General features: G+C 41.1%; 17 protein-coding genes. 5 read left to right on the top strand and 12 right to left on the bottom strand.

Going from position 1 to position 20,364, the window contains the following annotated elements; translation table 11 throughout:
* The first annotated feature begins 90 nt into the window (after nucleotides 1-90).
* Together radC and B4N43_RS03825 are read left to right on the top strand one after the other, a co-directional pair.
* Nucleotides 91-789 carry a RadC family protein gene (gene radC / locus B4N43_RS03820; RefSeq protein WP_075993971.1) on the top strand — a complete coding sequence of 233 codons (699 nt, stop codon included), beginning with the start codon at nucleotides 91-93 and terminating at the stop codon, nucleotides 787-789.
* Between the two features lie 17 nt (nucleotides 790-806).
* Nucleotides 807-1,556 (top strand): class I SAM-dependent methyltransferase, encoded by a 750-nt coding sequence (locus B4N43_RS03825; protein WP_088162758.1) that lies wholly within the window; start codon nucleotides 807-809, stop codon nucleotides 1,554-1,556.
* On the opposite strand, the gene B4N43_RS03830 is transcribed toward B4N43_RS03825, so the two are convergent.
* Genes B4N43_RS03830 through B4N43_RS03840 form a run of 3 tightly spaced genes read right to left on the bottom strand, consistent with a single transcriptional unit; the run spans nucleotide 1,557 to nucleotide 4,659 of the window.
* The gene (locus tag B4N43_RS03830) at nucleotides 1,557-3,101 is read right to left on the bottom strand and encodes an MFS transporter (RefSeq protein WP_286732870.1); all 1,545 of its coding nucleotides are present in this window, start codon (nucleotides 3,099-3,101) and stop codon (nucleotides 1,557-1,559) included.
* Nucleotides 3,102-3,103: 2 nt separating this feature from the next.
* Nucleotides 3,104-4,165 (bottom strand): HlyD family secretion protein, encoded by a 1,062-nt coding sequence (locus tag B4N43_RS03835; protein ID WP_286732871.1) that lies wholly within the window; start codon nucleotides 4,163-4,165, stop codon nucleotides 3,104-3,106.
* A gap of 47 nt (nucleotides 4,166-4,212) precedes the next feature.
* Nucleotides 4,213-4,659, bottom strand: a complete 447-nt coding sequence (locus B4N43_RS03840) for a MarR family winged helix-turn-helix transcriptional regulator (RefSeq protein ID WP_286732873.1) — start codon at nucleotides 4,657-4,659, stop codon at nucleotides 4,213-4,215.
* A gap of 130 nt (nucleotides 4,660-4,789) precedes the next feature.
* Here B4N43_RS03840 and B4N43_RS03845 point away from each other — a divergent pair, with 130 nt between their 5' ends.
* A complete protein-coding gene (locus B4N43_RS03845) occupies nucleotides 4,790-5,275 on the top strand; it encodes a hypothetical protein (RefSeq protein ID WP_145328686.1) in 486 nt (161 codons plus the stop codon).
* 110 nt (nucleotides 5,276-5,385) lie between these two features.
* Nucleotides 5,386-5,871, top strand: coding sequence for a hypothetical protein (locus B4N43_RS03850; protein WP_286732875.1), 486 nt, complete (start codon nucleotides 5,386-5,388; stop codon nucleotides 5,869-5,871).
* A gap of 74 nt (nucleotides 5,872-5,945) precedes the next feature.
* Here B4N43_RS03850 and B4N43_RS03855 read toward each other — a convergent pair whose 3' ends face one another.
* The 4 genes from B4N43_RS03855 to B4N43_RS03870 form a co-directional block, all read right to left on the bottom strand.
* Nucleotides 5,946-9,260 carry a DEAD/DEAH box helicase gene (locus B4N43_RS03855; protein ID WP_286732876.1) on the bottom strand — a complete coding sequence of 1,105 codons (3,315 nt, stop codon included), beginning with the start codon at nucleotides 9,258-9,260 and terminating at the stop codon, nucleotides 5,946-5,948.
* 9 nt (nucleotides 9,261-9,269) lie between these two features.
* Nucleotides 9,270-11,339, bottom strand: coding sequence for a TonB-dependent receptor (locus tag B4N43_RS03860; protein WP_286732879.1), 2,070 nt, complete (start codon nucleotides 11,337-11,339; stop codon nucleotides 9,270-9,272).
* Between the two features lie 18 nt (nucleotides 11,340-11,357).
* Nucleotides 11,358-12,149, bottom strand: a complete 792-nt coding sequence (locus B4N43_RS03865) for a hypothetical protein (RefSeq protein ID WP_286732880.1) — start codon at nucleotides 12,147-12,149, stop codon at nucleotides 11,358-11,360.
* A 107-nt stretch (nucleotides 12,150-12,256) separates the two neighbouring features.
* Nucleotides 12,257-13,567 carry a BamA/TamA family outer membrane protein gene (locus B4N43_RS03870; protein ID WP_201667367.1) on the bottom strand — a complete coding sequence of 437 codons (1,311 nt, stop codon included), beginning with the start codon at nucleotides 13,565-13,567 and terminating at the stop codon, nucleotides 12,257-12,259.
* A gap of 198 nt (nucleotides 13,568-13,765) precedes the next feature.
* Between B4N43_RS03870 and B4N43_RS03875 the strand changes: the two genes are divergently transcribed.
* Nucleotides 13,766-15,646 carry a M1 family metallopeptidase gene (locus B4N43_RS03875; RefSeq protein ID WP_075993962.1) on the top strand — a complete coding sequence of 627 codons (1,881 nt, stop codon included), beginning with the start codon at nucleotides 13,766-13,768 and terminating at the stop codon, nucleotides 15,644-15,646.
* A 121-nt stretch (nucleotides 15,647-15,767) separates the two neighbouring features.
* Here B4N43_RS03875 and B4N43_RS03880 read toward each other — a convergent pair whose 3' ends face one another.
* From B4N43_RS03880 to B4N43_RS03900, 5 genes are all read right to left on the bottom strand, one after another.
* Nucleotides 15,768-16,379 (bottom strand): alpha-ketoglutarate-dependent dioxygenase AlkB family protein, encoded by a 612-nt coding sequence (locus B4N43_RS03880; protein WP_286732882.1) that lies wholly within the window; start codon nucleotides 16,377-16,379, stop codon nucleotides 15,768-15,770.
* A gap of 22 nt (nucleotides 16,380-16,401) precedes the next feature.
* On the bottom strand, nucleotides 16,402-17,238 hold the full coding sequence (locus B4N43_RS03885; RefSeq protein WP_286732883.1) for a methylated-DNA--[protein]-cysteine S-methyltransferase: 837 nt from the start codon (nucleotides 17,236-17,238) through the stop codon (nucleotides 16,402-16,404).
* A 67-nt stretch (nucleotides 17,239-17,305) separates the two neighbouring features.
* Nucleotides 17,306-17,605, bottom strand: coding sequence for a SelT/SelW/SelH family protein (locus B4N43_RS03890; protein ID WP_075993960.1), 300 nt, complete (start codon nucleotides 17,603-17,605; stop codon nucleotides 17,306-17,308).
* 204 nt (nucleotides 17,606-17,809) lie between these two features.
* Entirely contained in the window at nucleotides 17,810-18,667 is an 858-nt protein-coding gene (gene ygiD / locus B4N43_RS03895; protein ID WP_286732886.1) for a 4,5-DOPA dioxygenase extradiol, read from the bottom strand.
* A gap of 137 nt (nucleotides 18,668-18,804) precedes the next feature.
* Entirely contained in the window at nucleotides 18,805-19,638 is an 834-nt protein-coding gene (locus tag B4N43_RS03900; protein WP_286732888.1) for an AraC family transcriptional regulator, read from the bottom strand.
* Nucleotides 19,639-20,364: the final 726 nt, after the last annotated feature.

Below are 20,364 nucleotides of genomic sequence, written 5' to 3' on the forward strand. Positions count from 1 at the left end.
TTTTAATTGATAGATTGTGTATTTCTCAGGATATTAAGTAACAGTATTTTTGTATATTTATGTACGCTAGCCAATTATAATTAACTGTAGATGTCAAATCCGTACAAACTAGTCATTCGGGAGTGGGCAGAGGCCGATCGTCCGAGAGAGAAACTATTGAGCCAGGGCCGTAGGGCGCTTACCGACGCCGAATTACTGGCTATTTTAATCGGGTCTGGTTCCAAAAATGAAAGTGCTGTTGAATTATGCCGGCGCATATTGGCCGATGTCAATAACAACCTGCAGACGCTTTCGATGATGGAGGTTTCAGAACTGAGCATGTATAAAGGGATAGGCGAGGCAAAAGCCATCGCTATTCTTGCCGCATTGGAGCTCGCACGCCGGAAAAACGACCTGCCCGTAGAACAGCGTAAGCTCGTAAATAGCAGCCGCTTCGTTTACAACTTTATGAAACCCATACTTCAGGATCTGCCCCATGAAGAGTTTTGGACTCTGTATCTCAATACGGGGTATAAAATATTAGACAAACAACTGATCGGACGCGGGGGTAATGATTTTACGCCAGTTGATGTCCGGATTATATTACGATCTGCACTTAGCCTTAAAGCACATGCAATTATATTAGTTCATAACCATCCCTCGGGCACCTTGTATCCAAGCAATGCTGACAAAATTCTGACGCAAAAAATTGTTGAAGCCTCTAAAATTATGGATATTAGAGTTGCCGATCATTTAATCTTTACCGATAACGGATATTATAGTTTTAAAGATGAAGGTATAATCGACTAGTTACAGCAATTCTTATTATGAACAAAAACAGTATTGATAGATTCACGGACAGGGTTGTCGATTACGAGAAATTTAGACCATGTTACCCAAAAGAGATTATTCAGGTGCTTAAAGAACAAATAGGGCTGGATAAAAAATGGTTGGTTGCCGATATCGGTAGTGGTACAGGGCTATCTACGCAACTTTTTCTCGAAAATGGGAATGACGTTTTTGCTGTTGAACCCAATCGGGAAATGCGTGAATCTTTACTGCATCATTTTAAAACCTATCGGAATTTAATCGCGCTGAATGCGACTGCCGAAGATACATCTATTGAGTCTGGATGCGTAGATCTCATTTTTGCAGGGCAATCGTTTCATTGGTTTGACCGGGAAGCATGTAAGAGGGAGTTCGCTCGCATTCTCACAGAAAATGGACGTATTGTACTGGTCTGGAACCAGCGTGATCCCGGCGATGCTTTTCAACAGGAGTACGAAGATTTTCTGCTCAGTCATATACCAAGTTATCAATCTGTCAGCCACAAAAATATCAGTGATGATGATCTCAAACAATTTTTTGGATCACGTTCAATGACCAAGGTAACCTTACCAAATCAACAGATATTGGACCTTCGGTCGTTTTTGGGAAGAGTACGTTCATCATCTTATTTTCCCAAAGAGCAGGCTGAAAACAAAACGCTCTATGACGATCTCCGTACACTTTTCGATAAGTACGCAATCTCTGAGCGTATCGTATTCAAGTATATAACCGAAATTTATATCAGTTAACTAAGAAATGGGAATTTGCAAAGCTTCTTTCGTTGCATTTTTTCTCTTCCAGTCGAAAACTCTTCGTATAGGCGAAGAATGAAAAGGGAAGATTAAGATGAATAACGTTAGGATTACCCCGATAATAAATAGCCCGGAGTAGGCGTCGCGTATGGATAGTAGCGAGGCTTGGACTTGGACCGATTTCATTATATTTCCTCTTTGTAGCACCAAGCTATTTGTTCGATCGATTATACCAGCAAGATTATTGGCATTAAGGATCTGTAGGTGGTAATACCAATTAGTAATGATGTTTGACCAGACTACAGGCACCAAAAATGAACGTGTAAGAATCAAAAATACTAAGCCAGAGAGGTAATATTTGCTGGGAATATTACCGGCCATATATACGCCTATTCCAATGTAGGAAGTGATCACGCCCATTCCTCTTAATGTCAAAGGGAGATAGAACAAAGCCGTGTTTGTTTGTTGGTCGATAATCCTTGCAAAGAAAAAGCAAGATAGGGCATAACACGCTGCGGAGAATGCCAAAATGAACTTGCATTTTTTTGTTATTTTGAAATAAATATAAGCGATTACTGCGCCGATCATATAACCAGGAATTACATAGGTATTTATTTCGGCGACTTCCAAGGGGTTTGTACCAAGCGTAATTCCCAAAAGGGAGGAGTACAGCGAGGTCGAGCTATAAAAAATGCCGAAAATAAAAATTGTTCCAATGGAGATAGGCAGAATCCGTGTTGAAAAGGCTTCAAAATTTAAGAGTGATTTTCGGATTAGTACACTTCTATTTATAAAAAGTATAAAAAAACAGAGCGATGCGATTCCGGTGACCAAAATAAACCTGGAATGAAACCAATTTTGTGTCAGACCATATGTGCTGAAATAGGCAAAATTCAATAATGAAATACAAAGTAAAATACTTCCAAACCAGTCATATTGATACAGCGGTACCTTTTTAAAATCTGACGATTTCATAAAGATGATGCAGATTAACAACGCTACTGCAAGTAGTATATTTTGAAATAAAAAGACAGTTTCCCAATAGAAACGTGTTGCAAATAGAACAGATACATAACTTGCCAAGGCAGGAATGATCATTGTCATGGGGTAGTAGACTGCATATAATTGATACCGTTCTCCACGTGGCATGAGAAAAGGGATCATTTCCCCAATGATAGCCATCGTGACAATAATCTTGGCACTCCCGATAAAAAATGTGGCCATACAGATGTTAACACCATTATTAGCATGTTCCAAAACCGCATTGGAAGCGAGGATAATGAAGATAGATACAATTAATATCGTCTTTTTGGAAAATAATTTCAACAACCTAAATACCAGTGGTATGGCACATACCATTCCCGCATAATAACAATATGTAGCCATACTCAGATCTGCGGTGATACCGGCGTATCCATTCATGACATACGTGTTAATGGATGTTGGGATTCCATTATTGAACGAAAATAAAATATTGAGTACAAACAGAAAGAACAATTCCCAACCTGAACTCAACCAATCTCTGAATATACGATCTTTCATGATTATTTAATACGTATGATAGCATTCATACCTACGCGAAGCATGGCGAGATCTTTTGGGGTATTGGATGCTGTAAAATTAATTCTAACCGGAATGCGCTGTTGTACCTTAACAAAGTTCCCCGTAGAATTGTCAACCGGAACAGCAGAATACTTAGATCCTGTTGCTTCGGATATGGCGGCTACTTCACCTTCAAATGTCTTCCCGGCCAATGCATCAATTTCAATGTTGACTTTTGCCCCGAGGGCAATATTTTTTAGTTGACTTTCGGTATAATTTGCGGTAATCCATTTCTGCTTATCACGTACAATATTGACCAATGGCGTGCCGTTTTGTACCAATTGGCCCTCTTCTATCGTCCGCCGTCCCAATACACCATCGTACGGTGCCGTGATAACCGTATACGAAAGGTTTAACTTGGCTAGATCAATCGCAGATTCGGCCTTTAGTAATGAGGCATCATTGATTGACAGCTTCTGTTCAGATTCATGTGTGTTAAGTTTCGATACACGCTCTTGCGCCAAAAGTGCCTTATATTTGGCTAACATGGCCTCATAATCTGCTTTTACCTGATCGAATTGATATTGCGTTACTGCTTCATCTTTTACCAGACTCTCGTAACGCCTATAATTCAATTCCATATTATCTAGCCGGGCTCTCATCTCATCGATGTTGGCATTTGCTATCGCAGTACTATTGCCGGCAATGGCAATTCCAGATTGCGATATAGTTTTACTTGCTTTGGCATCGGCAAGAGTGGCTTGTGCATTTTGTAATAAAATTCTGTACTCAGCATCATCAATAATGACGAGTGTATCGCCTTTGTGAACTTTTTGATGCTCATCAAATCGAATTGTTTTGATATAACCGCTGATACGCGAATTTATAGGGGTAATATGGGCATCTACCTGGGCATCATCTGTATAAACAGATTCGTTGATGTGGAAAAAGACTAAGATACCCCAGATAATTGTTACCACAATGACGACAGCAGATAGGATGTTGATGATCCATATCTTCCGCCTTCGTTTTATTTCTTTCTCACTTAATGTTGAATTGCTCATGACTCAATTACTTATCTTCTTTTTTCTGAAAATCAAGGCTCCCGATACTATTGCTTATCAATAATTGCGGTCAATTTTTCGAGAGTTTCTGTAATTTCCAATACTTTTTTTTCTGATATCTCCTGCAGGATCACACGGTAGAGGTCTTGTTGGACGGGATCTAATAATGTCCTATATTCGTCTCCCTTTACCGTTAATTCGATTAAATTATTTCGCCTGTCACTGGGATCGCTGACGCGTCTAACCAGATCCCGTTTACAAAGATTATCGATCAGCGGAGTGACACTTGCTTTGTTCTTCTGTATTGCTGTGGCTATATCTTGCTGATTCATTTGCTCCTTTTTCCACAGTGCTGCCAATACTTGCAACATTTCATAGGTGATATCCAATTGCTGTTCCTTTATTTTCTGGATATAGTATTGTTTTAAGCTCGTTCGCAAAGCAATGATACTATCCACTAAGGGTTTTACTGGATTCATGGATTCGTTTTTCATAGCACAAAGTTAAATATAAAACAGTTAAATATCAAACTAATTTATTTTAGTTAAAAATGTGTTAAAGATGAGTGCTTTAGAGAGAGATGGCATTTTATTTGGAAGCACTTAAACGAAAGGAAAAAAAGATATGTTAAGAGTTGAATTAATCTTCTTTAGACGTTGCCTACTGCCATTGCTGATTTTAGGAGGTGGGATAAGTGTTGTAAGGGCACAGCAAATGCATGCTTTTAATAACTTAGAAACCGATTATCATTTTGTATATCGGTGGGTAGATCCATTCTTCCCTTTAAGCCCACAGGTCGATGTGATGACCTTGGACGTTGCGCCGATCGATAAAGAGCCCGAGCAGCAGGAGAAAATAAAAACGTCAACGGGAAAACAGCGTTTTAACGGCAGGGTGAGTGAGCGCGTATATGAAGGTTCGGAAGTAATCGTGAGCCCTGGAGAATCGGTTGGCAATATAACCTACAGCTCCACTAGCTCCGCCACCCGGTATCGTGTTGCCATTGATCGACGCAGTAATGAGCACTACCATGGAAAGCCTGTATTTATAGATGCGAAGGGGGTAAAATATGTAATTGATTCGAAATTTAGAAAACAAGTTGTCGAATAATTCCTTGGCTAGGTTAAAAATTTGTTAAAATTATTTTTTCAGGTAATTAAATCGAAATACGGCATTTGTATTATACTTTTATTTACAATTATTTAAATAACAATTGAGTTATGAAAGCAATAAATCGTTTCAAAAAAATCACAGCTGCATTAGCTTTGATCGCTGCAGTGGGATTGGGACAATCCTATGCACAAACGGCTCCTAAAAAAATGGAAAAAGAAGCCAAAAAGTCTGAACAAAAAGCAAAAGAAGTAAAGACTAAAGCCAACGAGGCCGAAACGAAAATGAAGGCAGCGCCGGTGAAAGCTACTGCGAAGAAGGAAGCTGCAGTCAAGGAAAAGTCAGTGCAGACGAAAAAGATGGCTGATACAAAAACAGCGCCAGCAGCACCAATGGAAGCGAAGGAAAAAGCCGTAAAAAAAGAAAGTGCTAAAGCTGAAAAACAAGCCGCTGCTGTTAAAAAGGATGCCGTAGCTACAGCTGATAAAGCAACAAGTGAAAAATATAATGGACATACAGTTTATCTCGGTCCAAAAGGTGGCAAATATTATATCAACGGAAATGGTAACAAAACGTACATTTCTGACAAAAAGTAAAGAGCAGCTGAAAACGAATTATATCAAAAAAGGGGACAGTCCAGATCGATGTCCCCTTTTTTGATTTCAATAGTTTAGCGTAGCAAATTCATTAAATAGCTTTTGTCGAGATAAAAGACATCTAAACTTCCGCCGTCATCCAGAATACTGTTGCTAATCTCCTTTTTATGTTGCTGTAAGGTCTGAATTTTATCTTCGACCGTGTTAGGGCTGATTAATCGGACTGCGGTGACCGTCTTTTGTTGCCCCATGCGATAGATCCTATCGATCGCCTGTTGTTCAACAGCAGGATTCCACCAGGGGTCTACCAGGTACACGACATCGGCCGCGGTAAGATTAAGTCCGGTACCACCGGCTTTTAGACTAACCAGAAAAACGGGGATATCCTTGTCGGATTGAAAGTCACTAACCAATTTACCTCGATTTTTGGATTGGCCCGTGAGCATCAACGCGCGAATACCCTGTTTATCCAAAGCCTCTTTAATCAGATTGAGCATACTGACAAACTGTGAAAACACGATCATTTTGTGCTGGTCTTTTTTATGCTGAATCTGCTCGATAAGCATTTCTATTTTGGCAGAGTCCGCAGCGCTAGTCAGATCTTCATTTTGGAGCAGTTTGCTTGAATTACATATCTGACGCAATTTTGTTAGACCTTTTAGGACATGCATGGGGCTTTTCTTGATTTCATCGCCATCTTTGGCAGAGATAAAATCCCGAAACTCTTTTTCATAAAGATCATAAATTCGCCGTTGGGCAGTTTTCATCTCACAGTAAAGGACCAGTTCATTTTTTGCAGGAAGATCACGTAATACATCCTGCTTTGTTCTACGAAGAATGAAAGGCTTTATTTTCTCTTTCAGCATTTTTTTTCTCTTGCGGTCATGGAAAGCATCAATAGGAGTCGTATAGACATCTTTGAAATATTTTTTGCTTCCTAGCAGACCCGGCACAATAAAGGAAAGCTGGGCATAAAGATCCATCGTATTATTCTCGATAGGAGTTCCTGTTAAGATGATGCGATTTCTTGATTTTAATAAATTTACCGTTTTGTATCGCTGGGAATCCGGGTTTTTGATTTGCTGCGATTCGTCCAATATGACATAATTGAAGGTTATTTTTTTTAGCGTATTAATATCCGTCAGCAGGTTGTGATAAGAAATTAAAACAAGGTCATATTGTTCAAACTGCATCCCTTTTTCTATTCTATTTGGACCATCTAAAACCAACGTTTGGAAAGATGGAAGGAATTGCTGGATTTCATGCCGCCAATTAAAAATTAAGGTCGTGGGAAGTACAAGTAATGTTGGTGCAGATTGTCCCTTTGCTTTTTGAGTAGCCAGAAAGGCTAATATTTGGATCGTTTTGCCAAGTCCCATGTCATCGGCAAGACAGCCACCAAAATTAAGCCCATCCAAGAAATGCAGCCATTGTAGCCCTTGTTGCTGATAGGGGCGTAAGTTTCCGACAAAAGTTGGTGGTACCTGGACCTCGGATAGCGAAGAAAAATTAGCGAGCTGCTTTCTCAACGTGCTGAGCTCCGCCAACACGATAGGGTCTAGCTCAGCCTGATCAAACAAGTGATCGATCTCATTGAATTTGTATTTTGGAATTTCAATGAAATCATCAGCTATCGATTCTGCTGCATTAAAATAGGCCTCAAATTTATCGAGCCACTGTTGCGGTAAAATGCCCTGGGTGCTGTCATCCAAGGTAATGAATTGCGAGCGGTTCCGTACTGCCTTTTCAAGTTTTTTTAGGGAGACACTTTTGGGGCCAAATTTGACCTGTATATTGGCGTTGAACCAATTTTGTCCACTGAGGACCTCCACATGTATTTTCCCTTTAAACCGGCTTAATTTATTTCCACGTAACGTATTAAATCCGATGATCTGTATACCCTGATGCTGCCACTCCTCAAAAGCATCCAGGAACCAGTTGCTATCCAGAAAGTATTTGCGATGCAAATAAAAATGCTGAAAGCTTCCCTCATCCATTTGCTCCTGAAAATAGGGATGCTGCTTCAGTAACAGGGAAATAACTTTTGTTTCAGCTTCACGTTTCCGATCGACCAAAAATTGTGTACCCTTGCTGTCTGTACCAAATATATTCCGCTTACTTAAAATAGGAATTTCGACCTCACCATAACGCATGACAGGAATAAGGTTGACAAAATCTTCCGATTCTTCCAGAAACAAAAGTGGCTGCATGTCCTGATAATACAGATTTTCCTTCAGCTGTGGCTTGCTTGCTTTGGGAATATCTTTAAAATTTAACTCCACGGAATGTGCTATCTGTTCCAAAAACAACCTGTTGAATTCTTCGAACTTACGCTGATGGATCAACAATTGCTCACCTTTGTTGCCAAACAAACGGATCAACTTGAGGTGAAACCTATTTTCAATCAGAAAAAGCTGATTTTTGATGAGAATGAAATGGTCCAAAAGAACGACTAAATCCTGTAAATTGTAGGCTATCGTATGAATATGAATTTCTCCTTGAATGGTATAAAACGCACCTTTTTTTGAAATAAAGAGCTTAATATCACCTTTGTTTAGGTTAAATTGAACAGGCGATAAGGTGGAGGCTGTTATATTGTCGGATTTTTCATAGTCATGCAGATAAAAATCGAGGTGTAATGGGTTTTTTGCAACCGCCTTCAGACTGGAGCTGATTTCGATATCCTGTTGTACAGCTTGAGAAAATTGGTAAACAGCGGTGTAAAATTGCATTTCCTCAATCGAGCTGCTTTGCCAGATACGTGACTGGCTCTCACTGGCGGAAATCGGGTTTTTAGGTAGGCCGGATTTCGTCATTGGAGCTTGGCACAGGAGTATTTGTAGATTTTTGTAATACCGGTTGCGCGTTAACACCACAAAATGCTGCTGCTGTTCGGCTGTCGTCTTGGCCTTTGGGGCAAGAGATTCCTCCACTAGATCAAAGTCATCAATGGAGGTTAGCTGTTTGTCTTTTAATAGAAACTCCAGCTTCCCTGCTTTGATCTGGGCTGAAAAATAGTTTTCTAAAGACGATTCCTTTTCCAGTCCATATTGTGCCGCAACCTTCTTGAGTAGATGCTGATAGCGGTTGTGATCAAAAAATGCCAGCCAATTCTCCTGTGTAAATAGTTTACCTAAAGCCGCCTTTTGATGACGGCAGAATCCTGTTTGTGGACAATTGCAAAAGACGGCTGTTGTGGGCAACGTATGGATGATCATCACTTCAAAATCGGTATAATTCTCCAGTACCTGAAAAGTTGCCTGATTGACCTCCATTTCCATCGCATTGACCTGAAAATGGGCCAGTGTCAGGTCCATCCAAGGAAAATAAGAATAACGGCTCACCTTGGTGAAATCGATATCGGTCAATGTATACTGATGGAAGTCCATAATGCTTGGTTAAAAATTAAAACTCATTCCGCCATAATAATTACGTAAAGGGGCAGGATTAAAATACCGTCCTCCAAAAGCATTGATATCGTTTCCAAGACTATATTTTTCATTGAGTAGATTGTCGGCCCCAACAAAAAATCTAATTTTATGCTGTGAACAGACAGATTTGCTCCAGGATAATTTGCCTTGTAAAAGATGATACCGTTTGGCATAAACAGTGTTTGCGTCATCCAGTGGTATTGCTGCTGTTAAATTGGAAAGAAGATCCAACTGGAATTCATCCGGGAAAAGTATATTCAACGAATTTACCCATACCGTTTTAGGAACCGCAGGAAGTTTATTGTTCTTATAGTTTTTGTCGCCTACCTGATAGGTTTTGAAACTGTAGTCATTGAGGGAAAAATTACTGGTCAGCTGTAGGCTACGGACCGTACCGGTTGTTTGAGGCCTGATCAAATACATGAATAGCGATGCTTCCAATCCCTTTTGGTTTATTTTACCCGCATTTTGAAAATATTCAGCACCATTATCCCGTACCTGTCGGATGATGGCATTGTTCATTTGATACGTGTAGGCCGCTGCATCTAAAATAATCCGGCGATTCCACAAATGCCAACGAAGCCCAAATTCATGGTTTGTACCTGTTTCTGGTTTCAGCATCGTATTAATTGTATTGTCTGACGAACGGACTTCAGCAACAGTTGGTGCAGAGAAACCTTTAGAAATCGATGCTCTAAGTGCAAGCATTGGAGTGATCAAATAGGATAGTGCTGCTCGTGGCATCCAGGTACTCCCGAAATCGATATTTTCTTTGTTTTCTTGTGCGACAGGATAACGTTGCTGGTAGCCAATTTTATTCTCATTTAATCCGAGCGACAGCTCTACCTGGAGACGCTCTAGCCATTCCAGTTGGGTGCGTGCAAAAAATGATTGCTGACTGTTTTCCAATTTGTCCTTGGCCTGAGGATCGGTAGCGACACCTTGGGCGTTGTCATAATTGTCAATAGCATACCATCCCTTTTGCGCTTCCAAGCCCAGTTGGACTTCATATTTTAAATCTTGGCTCAACAGATCCACATAAGATAAATACAGGCGCGTTCCTAAATTCTTTTCATCTCTTTTCTCGTAATTGGTGATGAAGGGATTTTTGATCTGATTGGATGAACCAAATACACTGGCGAATAAGGTCATCTTAGAACTGAGATGCGTCTGGTTGCTCAGTCCACCAAAGAATGTTTTATCGTAGATTGCTGCTTTTTGTTCAGCAGCACCAGGATTTGGTCCGCCCTTAGGCCGGGCCTGCCTGCGGTCGCTCTCCATTTGTGCTGCGGTGAGCCCTCCCGGAGTTTGGTAACCGAGATCCGAATAGAAACCGGTGAATTTTAATTCGGATGTTTTTGCATATTGCCAATTGTAATTGAGTTGGATATTCTTTTTGTTTAAGGCTGAATTCTGGCGATAACCGTCACTTCTTGTCCAACTTTGATTGATAGCAAGTTGCTGAGTCTGGTTGATGGGTAATATTGCATTGAACTGTTCCTGGAAAAGACCGTAGGAGCCCCCCGTTAATTGGAGGTTGACTTCAGGTTTGTCAGATCGATCAAATCCTTTACTATAAAAGGAGAGTACACCGCCTGAATTGGCCCCATAGATCGATCCATCTGGACCTTTCAATATATTTATTTGCCCTATTGCGGATGGATCTATCAAGTTAAGGTAGGTGTTCCCGCCTGCGTCAGTAAATGGAAAGTCGTCCAGATATATTTTGACATTGCGAACACCAAAAGGTGAACGGATCATACTCCCACGGAGTGCTAGCCGGTAACTCCCAGGGGAACGTTCTTCCATGCGTAAACCCGGCACCCTGTTCATTGCTGAAACAAAGGAGGGCGACTGCTGGGATTGGATCATTTGGCTGCTTAACACAGCCGCAGAAGATGTCAATCGCAATAGCGGTTGTTTATTGAAGTAGGCTTTAACTTCGACTTGTTCTAGCCGATTAGTCGTAGTATCCACTTCCTGCGCATATAATTTGCTACATAAACCAAGGGTAGCAAGTAGGTAATATCTTTTCATCGTTAGGGTTTGGTCGGCTTAGTCTGCAAATTCCTGACTGAAATAAATTTCAAAAATCTGCTTTTTCTTATTGTATTTTAGGCATTGAAAATTCGCATATACGGAGCTGGTCGGTACACAAAGACTGTTGGCCATGGCTTCTTTTGAGAATTTTTTGTTCAGACATCCCCGCTGCAAATCAAAGTTTTTGTTCGTCGAAATATCGGTCACATCAAAGGAATTGTCGTCAATCAGGTAATTTGAATTGTTTAATCGAATATAATCCTCTTGATAAATCAGTTCGGAAGCAACGAGATAATCGAGCGATCCAAAGCTGGATGAACAATCCAGATTTTGAAGGGTATTGACAACTTTTAACTCTTTATACAGTGTGTTGTATGTATTGTTTTTATGATCGAACAAGGTGATCTCGATGTGATGATTATCTTTGTTGTACAGCATATACCCAAAGTCTCCGGGGCCATTTTTGAAGATATTCCCTTTCGCGATCGCTAAAACAGCCAAGTTAGGATGCCCAAGAAAATAATCTTTCTGGTCTGCACTTAGTGTTGTCGTTAACTTCTGGTGAAGTTTATCGAAGAGGCCGGCATCGTTCATTTTCATTAACTGCTGCGTTTGTTCCTTTATTCGGTCTGCAAAACGGGGGCTATCGTAGCTCGAAGTATCCGATGGGAGCGGTGGTGATGCAGGAGGGACTACCTGTTCTTTTTTTTGTACGTCATTTTTCGTTGTTTTTGGCGTCTTTGTCTGATGACAGGAAACAAGACCTGATAATAATACAATGTATAGAAAAAAGGTTTTTAAATTCATGATGAAATATCGTCAATGCCAATTCAGTCACTCTTCGTGAATAGAAAGAGCAACAACATCGGCTAATTTAGTTATTTTATGGCAAACAAAGCTGTCGCAATCTGGAATTAGAAAGCTTCATTCAGCCCCAAAAAGAAACCACGGGAACCATATTTTCCAAAGGCATAGTCCAGACATAGATTTGTGCGTGTTGCTTTGTTAAAGAGTACCCGTAATCCGGCACCACCCCCAGGTTGCCACCTTTCAAAAAGTTTGGTGCCCAGTTCGTCGCTGGCAGTCTGTAGGTTAAAAAAAGCAGCTCCGCTCAAAAAGCGATTCTTTAAAATTGGGAAGCGGTATTCTGTTTCGGCATAACCGAAAGAAATTCCTTTGAAATAACCAATGGTGTAACCGCGGCCGCTTCTGACGGCTACGTCTCTTCCCGTTCCGGGGAGATCAAAATAGGGGAGTGTACCACCGAGTTTATAGGAGCCCCAATACCAGAAGGCAAGTACATGAGCCGGGTCGGACTGAGATAAACTAAAGTATTTTCGAAAGTCGGTGGTAAGCTGTACAGCACTTTTGCTACTGCCCAACAGCGTTGTGTTCCATCGCACACCGATATCCGAATAGATACCCTTGTAAGGCCTATTGGGGTTGTCTCTTGTCATGTATTGCATATTGAGCAATAGTCCATTGGAATTATAACTGTCGGGCTCGAAGCCATGTTTTTCGGTGTAGATGGTATTGGGTGTAATGTTGCCATTGGGGCCGCTGCTGGTTATTTTTCGTCGTAAGTCAAACGCCAATCCGGCTCCAACAAATAGTCCGTCGGCGATACGTTTATAGACTTTTTCATTAAATGTAAACGCGTTATATTTTGCTCCGTATTTCTTATGGTCGGGGTTGGCAAGGATCTCTTCATCGGCATTGTTCCATTTTCCATGGGGAGTCATGCCCAAACCCGCATCTAAAGCGACCATTTTGACAAGTGCAAAAGCGCCCTGAAAATTTAGTTTATTGTTGGGGGTAAAGATATTATGACTAATATAGAAGACCATGATGTTTTTTGTGGTGATTGAGGCGGATGTCGCTGCGATCGACATGGTCGTTGTTTTGGGGTCACCCAGTACTTTCCCCGCGACAGCCTTGATTCCGATCTGACCACCTATGGTTGGGTTGTAGGCAATGTTGGGCATTAAGGTGATGGGAGAGCGTTTACTCGCGTGTTCCTTTTTTCGTTTGGGATGGATTATTCTTCCGATTAAATCCGATATATCGTATTGACTTGCCATGGCCGAGTCACGCTGATGTTTGTACTGTGCAAGAGAGTCTGTTTTTGCATCGGTTTGAGCAGCGAGCAGCGTAGGGATTGAAATTAAAAGTATTCCTAAAAAAGCATGTCGGAAGAAATCGTTAAAACGTAAAAGTTGATGCATACATTCGGGTCTATCTTAAAACTAAACGTCAAAAAAAATAAAATGTTTTCTCAAGTACTCGGAGCCTGTCTTTTTTTGATCTCTGAACAAATGCAAATGTGGTATTGTGTTGAAGAAGTTTATTTTTCTTGCGAAGCAGGAGAATTAAACTTGCAAATCACAGCAAATTTATCTTAGTTTGATTATTTAAACTAGGATATGATAGGACGCACTATATTTAATTATGGATTGACTTTGCTTTTATTGACAGGGGTAGCTCATGCGCAAGAACTGTATACCCCGAGAAATATTCAGCAAGCGATCGAGAAGGGAACCCGTACCAAAACGGGTCTACCAGGGAAAAACTATTGGCAGAATTTTGGTAAGTATGATGTGCGGGTGCAATTGGATCCGGCTACAAAGATGGTGAGTGGAACAGAGACTATTCTGTACACAAACAATAGTCCCGATACATTGAAACGCTTGGCTATCCGATTTGTGAACAATGTGCACAAACCTAATGCGGTACGTGCTGCATACGCTTCGGACGACTACCTGACTTCGGGCCTAAAGATTAAATCGTTTAAACTGAATGGTCAAGTTTACGACGTAAACAGCAAGGACTGGGGAACGGTGAAGTTAGGTGATTTTGGGCAGAAAATCCTTCCGGGAAGGACTGCAACATTGGACATTAGCTGGGAATATCCGTTATCTGTCGAAAGCGACCGTGAAGGGCTGTTGAATGCTTCCACCTTTTATTGTGCTTACTCTTATCCGCGTGTGTCTGTATACGACGATTATAATGGTTGGGATCTTTTGGAACATAATGGCCGACAAGAATTCTACAATGGTTTCAACGATTATCAATTTGAGATATCTGTTCCGAAGAACTTTGTTGTTTGGGCGACAGGTGAATTGACAAATGCGGCTGATGTACTGCAGAAACCTATTCTGGACCGTTTCGAAAAATCAAAAGTCAGCGATACGCCAATACATATCGCGACAGATGCCGAAATGAAAGCGGGGAAAGTGACAACACAAGAAGCCTGGAATAAGTGGAAATTTAAAGCAACCTATGTGCCTGATTTTTGTTTCAGTGTGAGTGATAATTATATCTGGGATGGCGGAAGTGTAGATTTGGGAAGTAAGCGCGTGAGTGTGCAGTCAAGCTATGTCGCCGGAACAGCAGATTTTGAACAATACATTGGTTGGCAGCAATATTGCATTGACTGGTTTTCTAAAAATTGGCCTGGTGTCACCTATCCGTACCCAACAATGACAGCCGTTCAGGGGTTTGCAGATATGGAATATCCGATGATGATTAACGATTCGAGTGTCCCAGATAATCTTGTGGACGCACGGCAAACAGCGGACCATGAAATTGCACATACCTATTTCCCTTTTTACATGGGTATCAATGAGACGCGATACGGTTATATGGATGAAGGCTGGGCTACTGCATTGGAATTCTGGATTGGAAATGCGGAGATTGGTGCCGAAAAAAATAAAGAACTTTTCAAAGATGCCCGTGTAAAGCGCTATATCTTTGACCCCTCTACCGAAGAAGACCAACCCTTGATTACCATGACCTCTCAGTTGAGTGGTTTAGGGTACGGCAACAATGCCTACATCAAGGCCGCATTGTCTTATATTGCGTTACGGGATTACCTGGGTGATGAACTGTTTAAAAAAGCACTACACCATTACATGGAGCTATGGCATGGAAAACATCCGACGCCTTGGGACTTCTTTTATAGCATCAATGCTGGAGCTGGGCAGAATTTAAACTGGTATTGGAAAAATTGGTATTTCACCAATAATTACATTGACCTTAAGGTGAATGGTTTTAAACAGCTTGCTGGTAAAAATACACTGACGATCACCAATATCGGGGGATTTGCAATTCCGTTTGATGTGTTGATTACCTATACGGATGGATCGGTGGAGACAAAACATCAAACTCCGTCAATTTGGCAACACAATGAAAAACAGGTAATCCTGACTTGGACTTCGACTAAAAAGGTGAAAAATATTACCTTGGACGGTGGCATTTTTATGGATTACACCGCCAAGGACAACAGCTGGGACGTTATTAAATAACCCGATCGATCGTGTCAGCCTTTATGTTTGAAAAGGTTGACACGATTGGTGACTGAATGCTGTTGAAGTCTGCCTACAACTAGGTGTCCATTCCTGTAAGCCTTACCCTGGGGCTGTAAGATTACAGCTGATCGATGCTTCGAAATGTCAGATTAATTCGTGCACTGAACACCTTTTTTGTCGGTGGAAGCCGATGCAACCAATACGTTTGTGTAAGACCTTTCATCACCAATAAACTTCCATGGCCCAAGATGATGTCTATTTTTTCTTTGCTCGTTTTATGTTTAAAGGCAAACTTTCGTTCAGCACCAAAGCTTAAAGAAGCAATTGCTCCATTTTTTTTGAGGTCTTTTTCACCGTCACTGTGCCAGGCCATTCCTTCGTCGCCATTGTGATAAAGATTCAACAGGCAGGAATTATACGTCTCCTGTGTTTGTTGTTCGGCAATCTTTTTCAGTTCAAGAAGTTCCTTTGTCCAGGGAAGCGCCCTTTTAGTGGTGTTGGAATAGCTATATTCGAAAGCCTGGTCGCCATACCAAGCCACTTTTCGTTTGGTGACGATTTCGTTTCCAAAAATAATGGCACGGTCATTTACCCATTCGATCGAGTCCATGAGTCTATCAAAATAGTGGTTTGCTTCCTGTGGAGGTAGTATTTTACCATAATAATTGACAGTCCCATCGTAAGGGAGTAGATTTCTATTGCCATCGAAGAGATTGTCGAAAAGTTCCATGTTATCGTATTGTGTGTGTTTACTAAATAGCCGTATGCAAAGTCTCCCATCCGATCATCGCTGTTTTCCGCATTGGATCCCATCGGTAACCACCAAATATACCGCTGTTTTGTATAACACGATGACAGGGGATAAGGTAAGCTATCGGATTGCTTCCAACAGCTGTGCCGACAGCACGGGAAGCCTTGGGGTTTCCGATTTGAGAAGCGATAGCACCGTAAGTGCTTAAGTTACCCATAGGGATTTTTAATAAAGCTTCCCAGACTTTCAATTGAAAATCAGTGCCTTTTAAATGTAATTTTACCTGACGGATATCTTTATCTTGGGGATTTAATGCGCTGAGTGCATTCTCGTGCATGCTGTTCCCCTGTTGTAGGTATGTTGCGTTCGGAAATCGTTGCTGAAGAGCGTCAAAAGCTGTTATGTTATCATCAGCGTAGGCAATATGACAAATACCTTTTGAGGTGGATGCAATTAGCATTGTGCCGAATAAGCTCTGATAATACGCGTAGGAAATCAATAAATTGGAGCCTTCATTTTTATATTCAGCGGGAGTCATCCCCTCAATGTTGATAAATAGTTCATGAAGTCTACTGCTGCTGGAAAGGCCAAGCTGGAATGTTGTTTCAGCAATGTTTTTTTCCTTGAGCAATGATTTTGCATAATTTATACTTACGTACTGTAAGAATTTCTTGGGACTTGTACCTGCCCATGCGGTAAACATGCGTTGAAAATGAGCTTCACTCATGTAAACATGAGAAGCGATCTGACCCAATGTAGGTTGAGACTTAAAGTTTTCCTGTAAGAAATGTATGGCCTTGGCGATACGTTGAAAATCTACTTCTTGTTGAATAGTCATGATTGTTCATTTAATTTATACAAAGTTGCTAATAAGAAGAAGTCTTTAAAATCCGATTTATGCTAAATTACATGTTGGATGAAGGAGATTTGTCCGAATGACCTAAGGATTTATCTGGTGCGACCAGATCACGGATCAGTTGTTTGAGTTCTTTTATTTCGGGGAATCGACCGGCTCTTTTTCGATCGAATATCTCCTTATCCGCTACCCGTACTGTATAACGGCCTGCAATTTCGCTGGGGACCAGCATCACTCCATGGATCTCATCGGTGAACGAACTCAGTACCTCCTGCGCCATATAGGCGGCGCGCAGCATCCAATTGCATTTTGGACAATATTCAATTTCAATAACAGGTTTTGTTGCCATGAGTTAAGTTCAAGTACGTTGTTTTGTTTCAAACAAATTTATCGATCCTAGCGCTGCAATCAAAGCACTTTTTGTCATGGAAATTTCGAGATTATTTCCAACTCAGCGGAGTACTGTATACAACAAGCCCATTCCATTGGCCTTTTTCTCGGTTAATGGAATGGGCTGGTATTGTTGGATATTCCTGATAGGTATGCTGGAGGCTTAACCGATTTTCAAAGAGGTCATGGTCAGTGATCCAGCCACTGAATTGTCGTTGAAGAGAAACAACTCATCATTTTTCTCCTGTAAACCCAAGGTATAGATTAAAGGGAGGTAATGTTCAGGAGTTGGAATTGCCAAGTCGAACTCTTTGCCCTGTTTTCTGAAATCTATGAGCGCCTGATGGTTGCCGTTCTGAATAAATTTCTTCATTTTTTCATTGGCTATAGTAGCCCACTCATACGCATAGCCTGCCGTATCGAGTTTGTCCCAGGCGACCATCCGTAAGTTGTGCACCATATTGCCGCTACCGATAATGAGTACACCCTTTTTTCTTAGCGCGTTTAATTGCTGTGCAATTTCATAATGGTATGCTGCAGGCTGTGTGTAATCGATGCTCATTTGAATAATAGGAACGTCTGCATCAGGGTATAGATGTTTGACTACAGACCATGATCCATGGTCCAGCCCCCATTTGTCGTCGAGATGAACGTCTGTTTTGCTGACAGTACGCTGTGTTTCTAAAGCGAGCGCCGGGCTGCCCGGAGCTGGGTATTGGACATCAAATAATGCCTGAGGAAAACCGCCAAAGTCATGAATGGTGGCGGGATGCTCCATCGCTGTGACAAATGTTCCACGTGTTTCCCAGTGTGCCGAGACAACAAGAATCGCCTTCGGTTTTTCGAAAGTTTGGCCAATTTTTTTGAATCCGCGGACAAATTCGTTGTCCTCTATGGCGTTCATGGGACTTCCATGTCCTAAAAATAAGACCGGAAATTTGTCCGTTGCCTCCAGTTCCTCGGAAAATTTATATAAAGAGTTTGCTTTATGAGCTACTCCAGCTAATGGTAATGTTGCCATAATTTTAATAAAATCCTTTCTACGCATTTGATATGATGTGGCTGCGTCAATTTTTACTACAAAGGTAGGGGATGGGCTTGGCTAGGCGGTATCATTATCCTGTCAATCTGTTGTACTATTCGGAAATCTGTTGTACGCTATTCGGAAATAAGTTTTTGGATCTCATTTCTAAATTCCGAAGGCGTCATGCCTGCTTTCTTTTTGAAGACATTGGTAAAGTAGGCTTTATCTTGGTAACCGAGTTCAAAACCAATTTCCGAGATCGTTTTAGTCGTTGTCAACAAGAGGTTTTTTGCTTCAATAAGTTTCCGTGTTTCGATAATCTCAGAAACGCTTTGTTGTAATATGCTCTGACAAATTAAATTTAGGTTTCGTGTCGACATAAAAAGCTTCTCCGCGTAAAAATTAACGCCTTCAGGACGGCGGTAGTTCTCTTCCAGTATAGATAGAAAGCTTGTGAACGTTGTACTCTGATTTTTCAATTGCTGTTGGCTGTCTGGAAATTGCCTTTTTCGTTCAGATTCAATCATGGTAAAGATGGTGCTCAATAGCTGCTTGATAACCGCATAGTCTACGCTATTTTGTGAGCATTCCTGTTGCATTAGCTCACACAAGACGATCAATCGCCCAAAGCAGTTGGGGCTGGCGAAGGTGAATGTCGCATTTTCATGAAAGTGGGCGTAGAGCTGGAAAGTCGTTTCGGGGATAAATTCACTTTTAAATCGAACGACCCAAAATTCAATGTTATTATTATGCAAAAGAGGTTTGACGCGGTGGGTTTTGCCCTGAGTGACAAAACTTATAAATGGAGCGGTGTAGGTTTTTGTTTTAAAATCGATAAAATGTTCGAGCTTTCCTGCCACACCAATAATCAATTCCTCGAAATCATGTTGATGTATTTCGTTTTTGGATTGTTGTATGCGCAGTGCCTCATCGGCGTCAACTTTGTAAATTTTGAAAAGTCCGTTCAAAATAAGGAAGATTTTAATTTGCTATTACGAATATACGGTTTCATTTACATTTTGTTTGTCAAAGACCATTTGGCTTTTCATATTGATATTTTGCTTGTTTCAGCGGCAGTTTTGACAAAGAGGGGAGGGCTGTTGTTGCGTTGCTTAGGCTCAAATTGAATACTGATTTGTAATTAACAGCACTATTACACCGCTTTAACAGGGGGTTAATAGGGGTTATACCCCTGCTAACCCCCTGTTAACCCCCTGTTATCCCCCTGTAATACCCCTATTAATTAGGAACAAAAGTTAAACGAAATTGGTAATAGATCCGACGCGAAGCCTGCCTCCATACTATATATGATGACCTGGGGGTCTGTGAAGGCCCAATCTGGCAGCCGGATCAGCCATCCCAGCCTTCCGATCACCTGTTTTACAAAAAGAATCTCGCACCGTTCCAGGCAGTTAAGGGCAAAATGAAATAAATAAGAACAAAAGGCTTGGAAGTTTGTTAGTAAACTCCCTATCTTTGCACCACTCCGCAAGGGAGGGACGGTTACTTCGAGAGAAGGAGCCATGAAAAAAGAAGGGTTTAACGAGAGTTAAACGCGGAAATCGAAAAAAGGGAAAAGAAAAAAAACTTCAAAAAGTTTTTGGAAGTTCAGAAAAGATTTCTACCTTTGCAGTCCCAACGGAAACGAAGGGGAAAACAAAACGATAAAGAGGGGCGCAATGCCTATCGGAATA

It is taken from the genome of Sphingobacterium sp. UBA1897 (genome assembly GCF_002337775.1).
In the GTDB taxonomy this organism is placed as follows: Bacteria; Bacteroidota; Bacteroidia; order Sphingobacteriales; family Sphingobacteriaceae; genus Sphingobacterium; species Sphingobacterium siyangense.

Bases quoted from the DNA above. Each gene is read 5' to 3' on its own strand.
- radC (WP_075993971.1), top strand. From the start codon at position 91: ATGTCAAATCCGTACAAACTAGTCATTCGGGAGTGGGCAGAGGCCGAT.
- B4N43_RS03825 (WP_088162758.1), top strand. From the start codon at position 807: ATGAACAAAAACAGTATTGATAGATTCACGGACAGGGTTGTCGATTAC.
- B4N43_RS03830 (WP_286732870.1), bottom strand. From the start codon at position 3,101: ATGAAAGATCGTATATTCAGAGATTGGTTGAGTTCAGGTTGGGAATTG.
- B4N43_RS03835 (WP_286732871.1), bottom strand. From the start codon at position 4,165: ATGAGCAATTCAACATTAAGTGAGAAAGAAATAAAACGAAGGCGGAAG.
- B4N43_RS03840 (WP_286732873.1), bottom strand. From the start codon at position 4,659: ATGAAAAACGAATCCATGAATCCAGTAAAACCCTTAGTGGATAGTATC.
- B4N43_RS03845 (WP_145328686.1), top strand. From the start codon at position 4,790: ATGTTAAGAGTTGAATTAATCTTCTTTAGACGTTGCCTACTGCCATTG.
- B4N43_RS03850 (WP_286732875.1), top strand. From the start codon at position 5,386: ATGAAAGCAATAAATCGTTTCAAAAAAATCACAGCTGCATTAGCTTTG.
- B4N43_RS03855 (WP_286732876.1), bottom strand. From the start codon at position 9,260: ATGGACTTCCATCAGTATACATTGACCGATATCGATTTCACCAAGGTG.
- B4N43_RS03860 (WP_286732879.1), bottom strand. From the start codon at position 11,339: ATGAAAAGATATTACCTACTTGCTACCCTTGGTTTATGTAGCAAATTA.
- B4N43_RS03865 (WP_286732880.1), bottom strand. From the start codon at position 12,149: ATGAATTTAAAAACCTTTTTTCTATACATTGTATTATTATCAGGTCTT.
- B4N43_RS03870 (WP_201667367.1), bottom strand. From the start codon at position 13,567: ATGCATCAACTTTTACGTTTTAACGATTTCTTCCGACATGCTTTTTTA.
- B4N43_RS03875 (WP_075993962.1), top strand. From the start codon at position 13,766: ATGATAGGACGCACTATATTTAATTATGGATTGACTTTGCTTTTATTG.
- B4N43_RS03880 (WP_286732882.1), bottom strand. From the start codon at position 16,379: ATGGAACTTTTCGACAATCTCTTCGATGGCAATAGAAATCTACTCCCT.
- B4N43_RS03885 (WP_286732883.1), bottom strand. From the start codon at position 17,238: ATGACTATTCAACAAGAAGTAGATTTTCAACGTATCGCCAAGGCCATA.
- B4N43_RS03890 (WP_075993960.1), bottom strand. From the start codon at position 17,605: ATGGCAACAAAACCTGTTATTGAAATTGAATATTGTCCAAAATGCAAT.
- ygiD (WP_286732886.1), bottom strand. From the start codon at position 18,667: ATGGCAACATTACCATTAGCTGGAGTAGCTCATAAAGCAAACTCTTTA.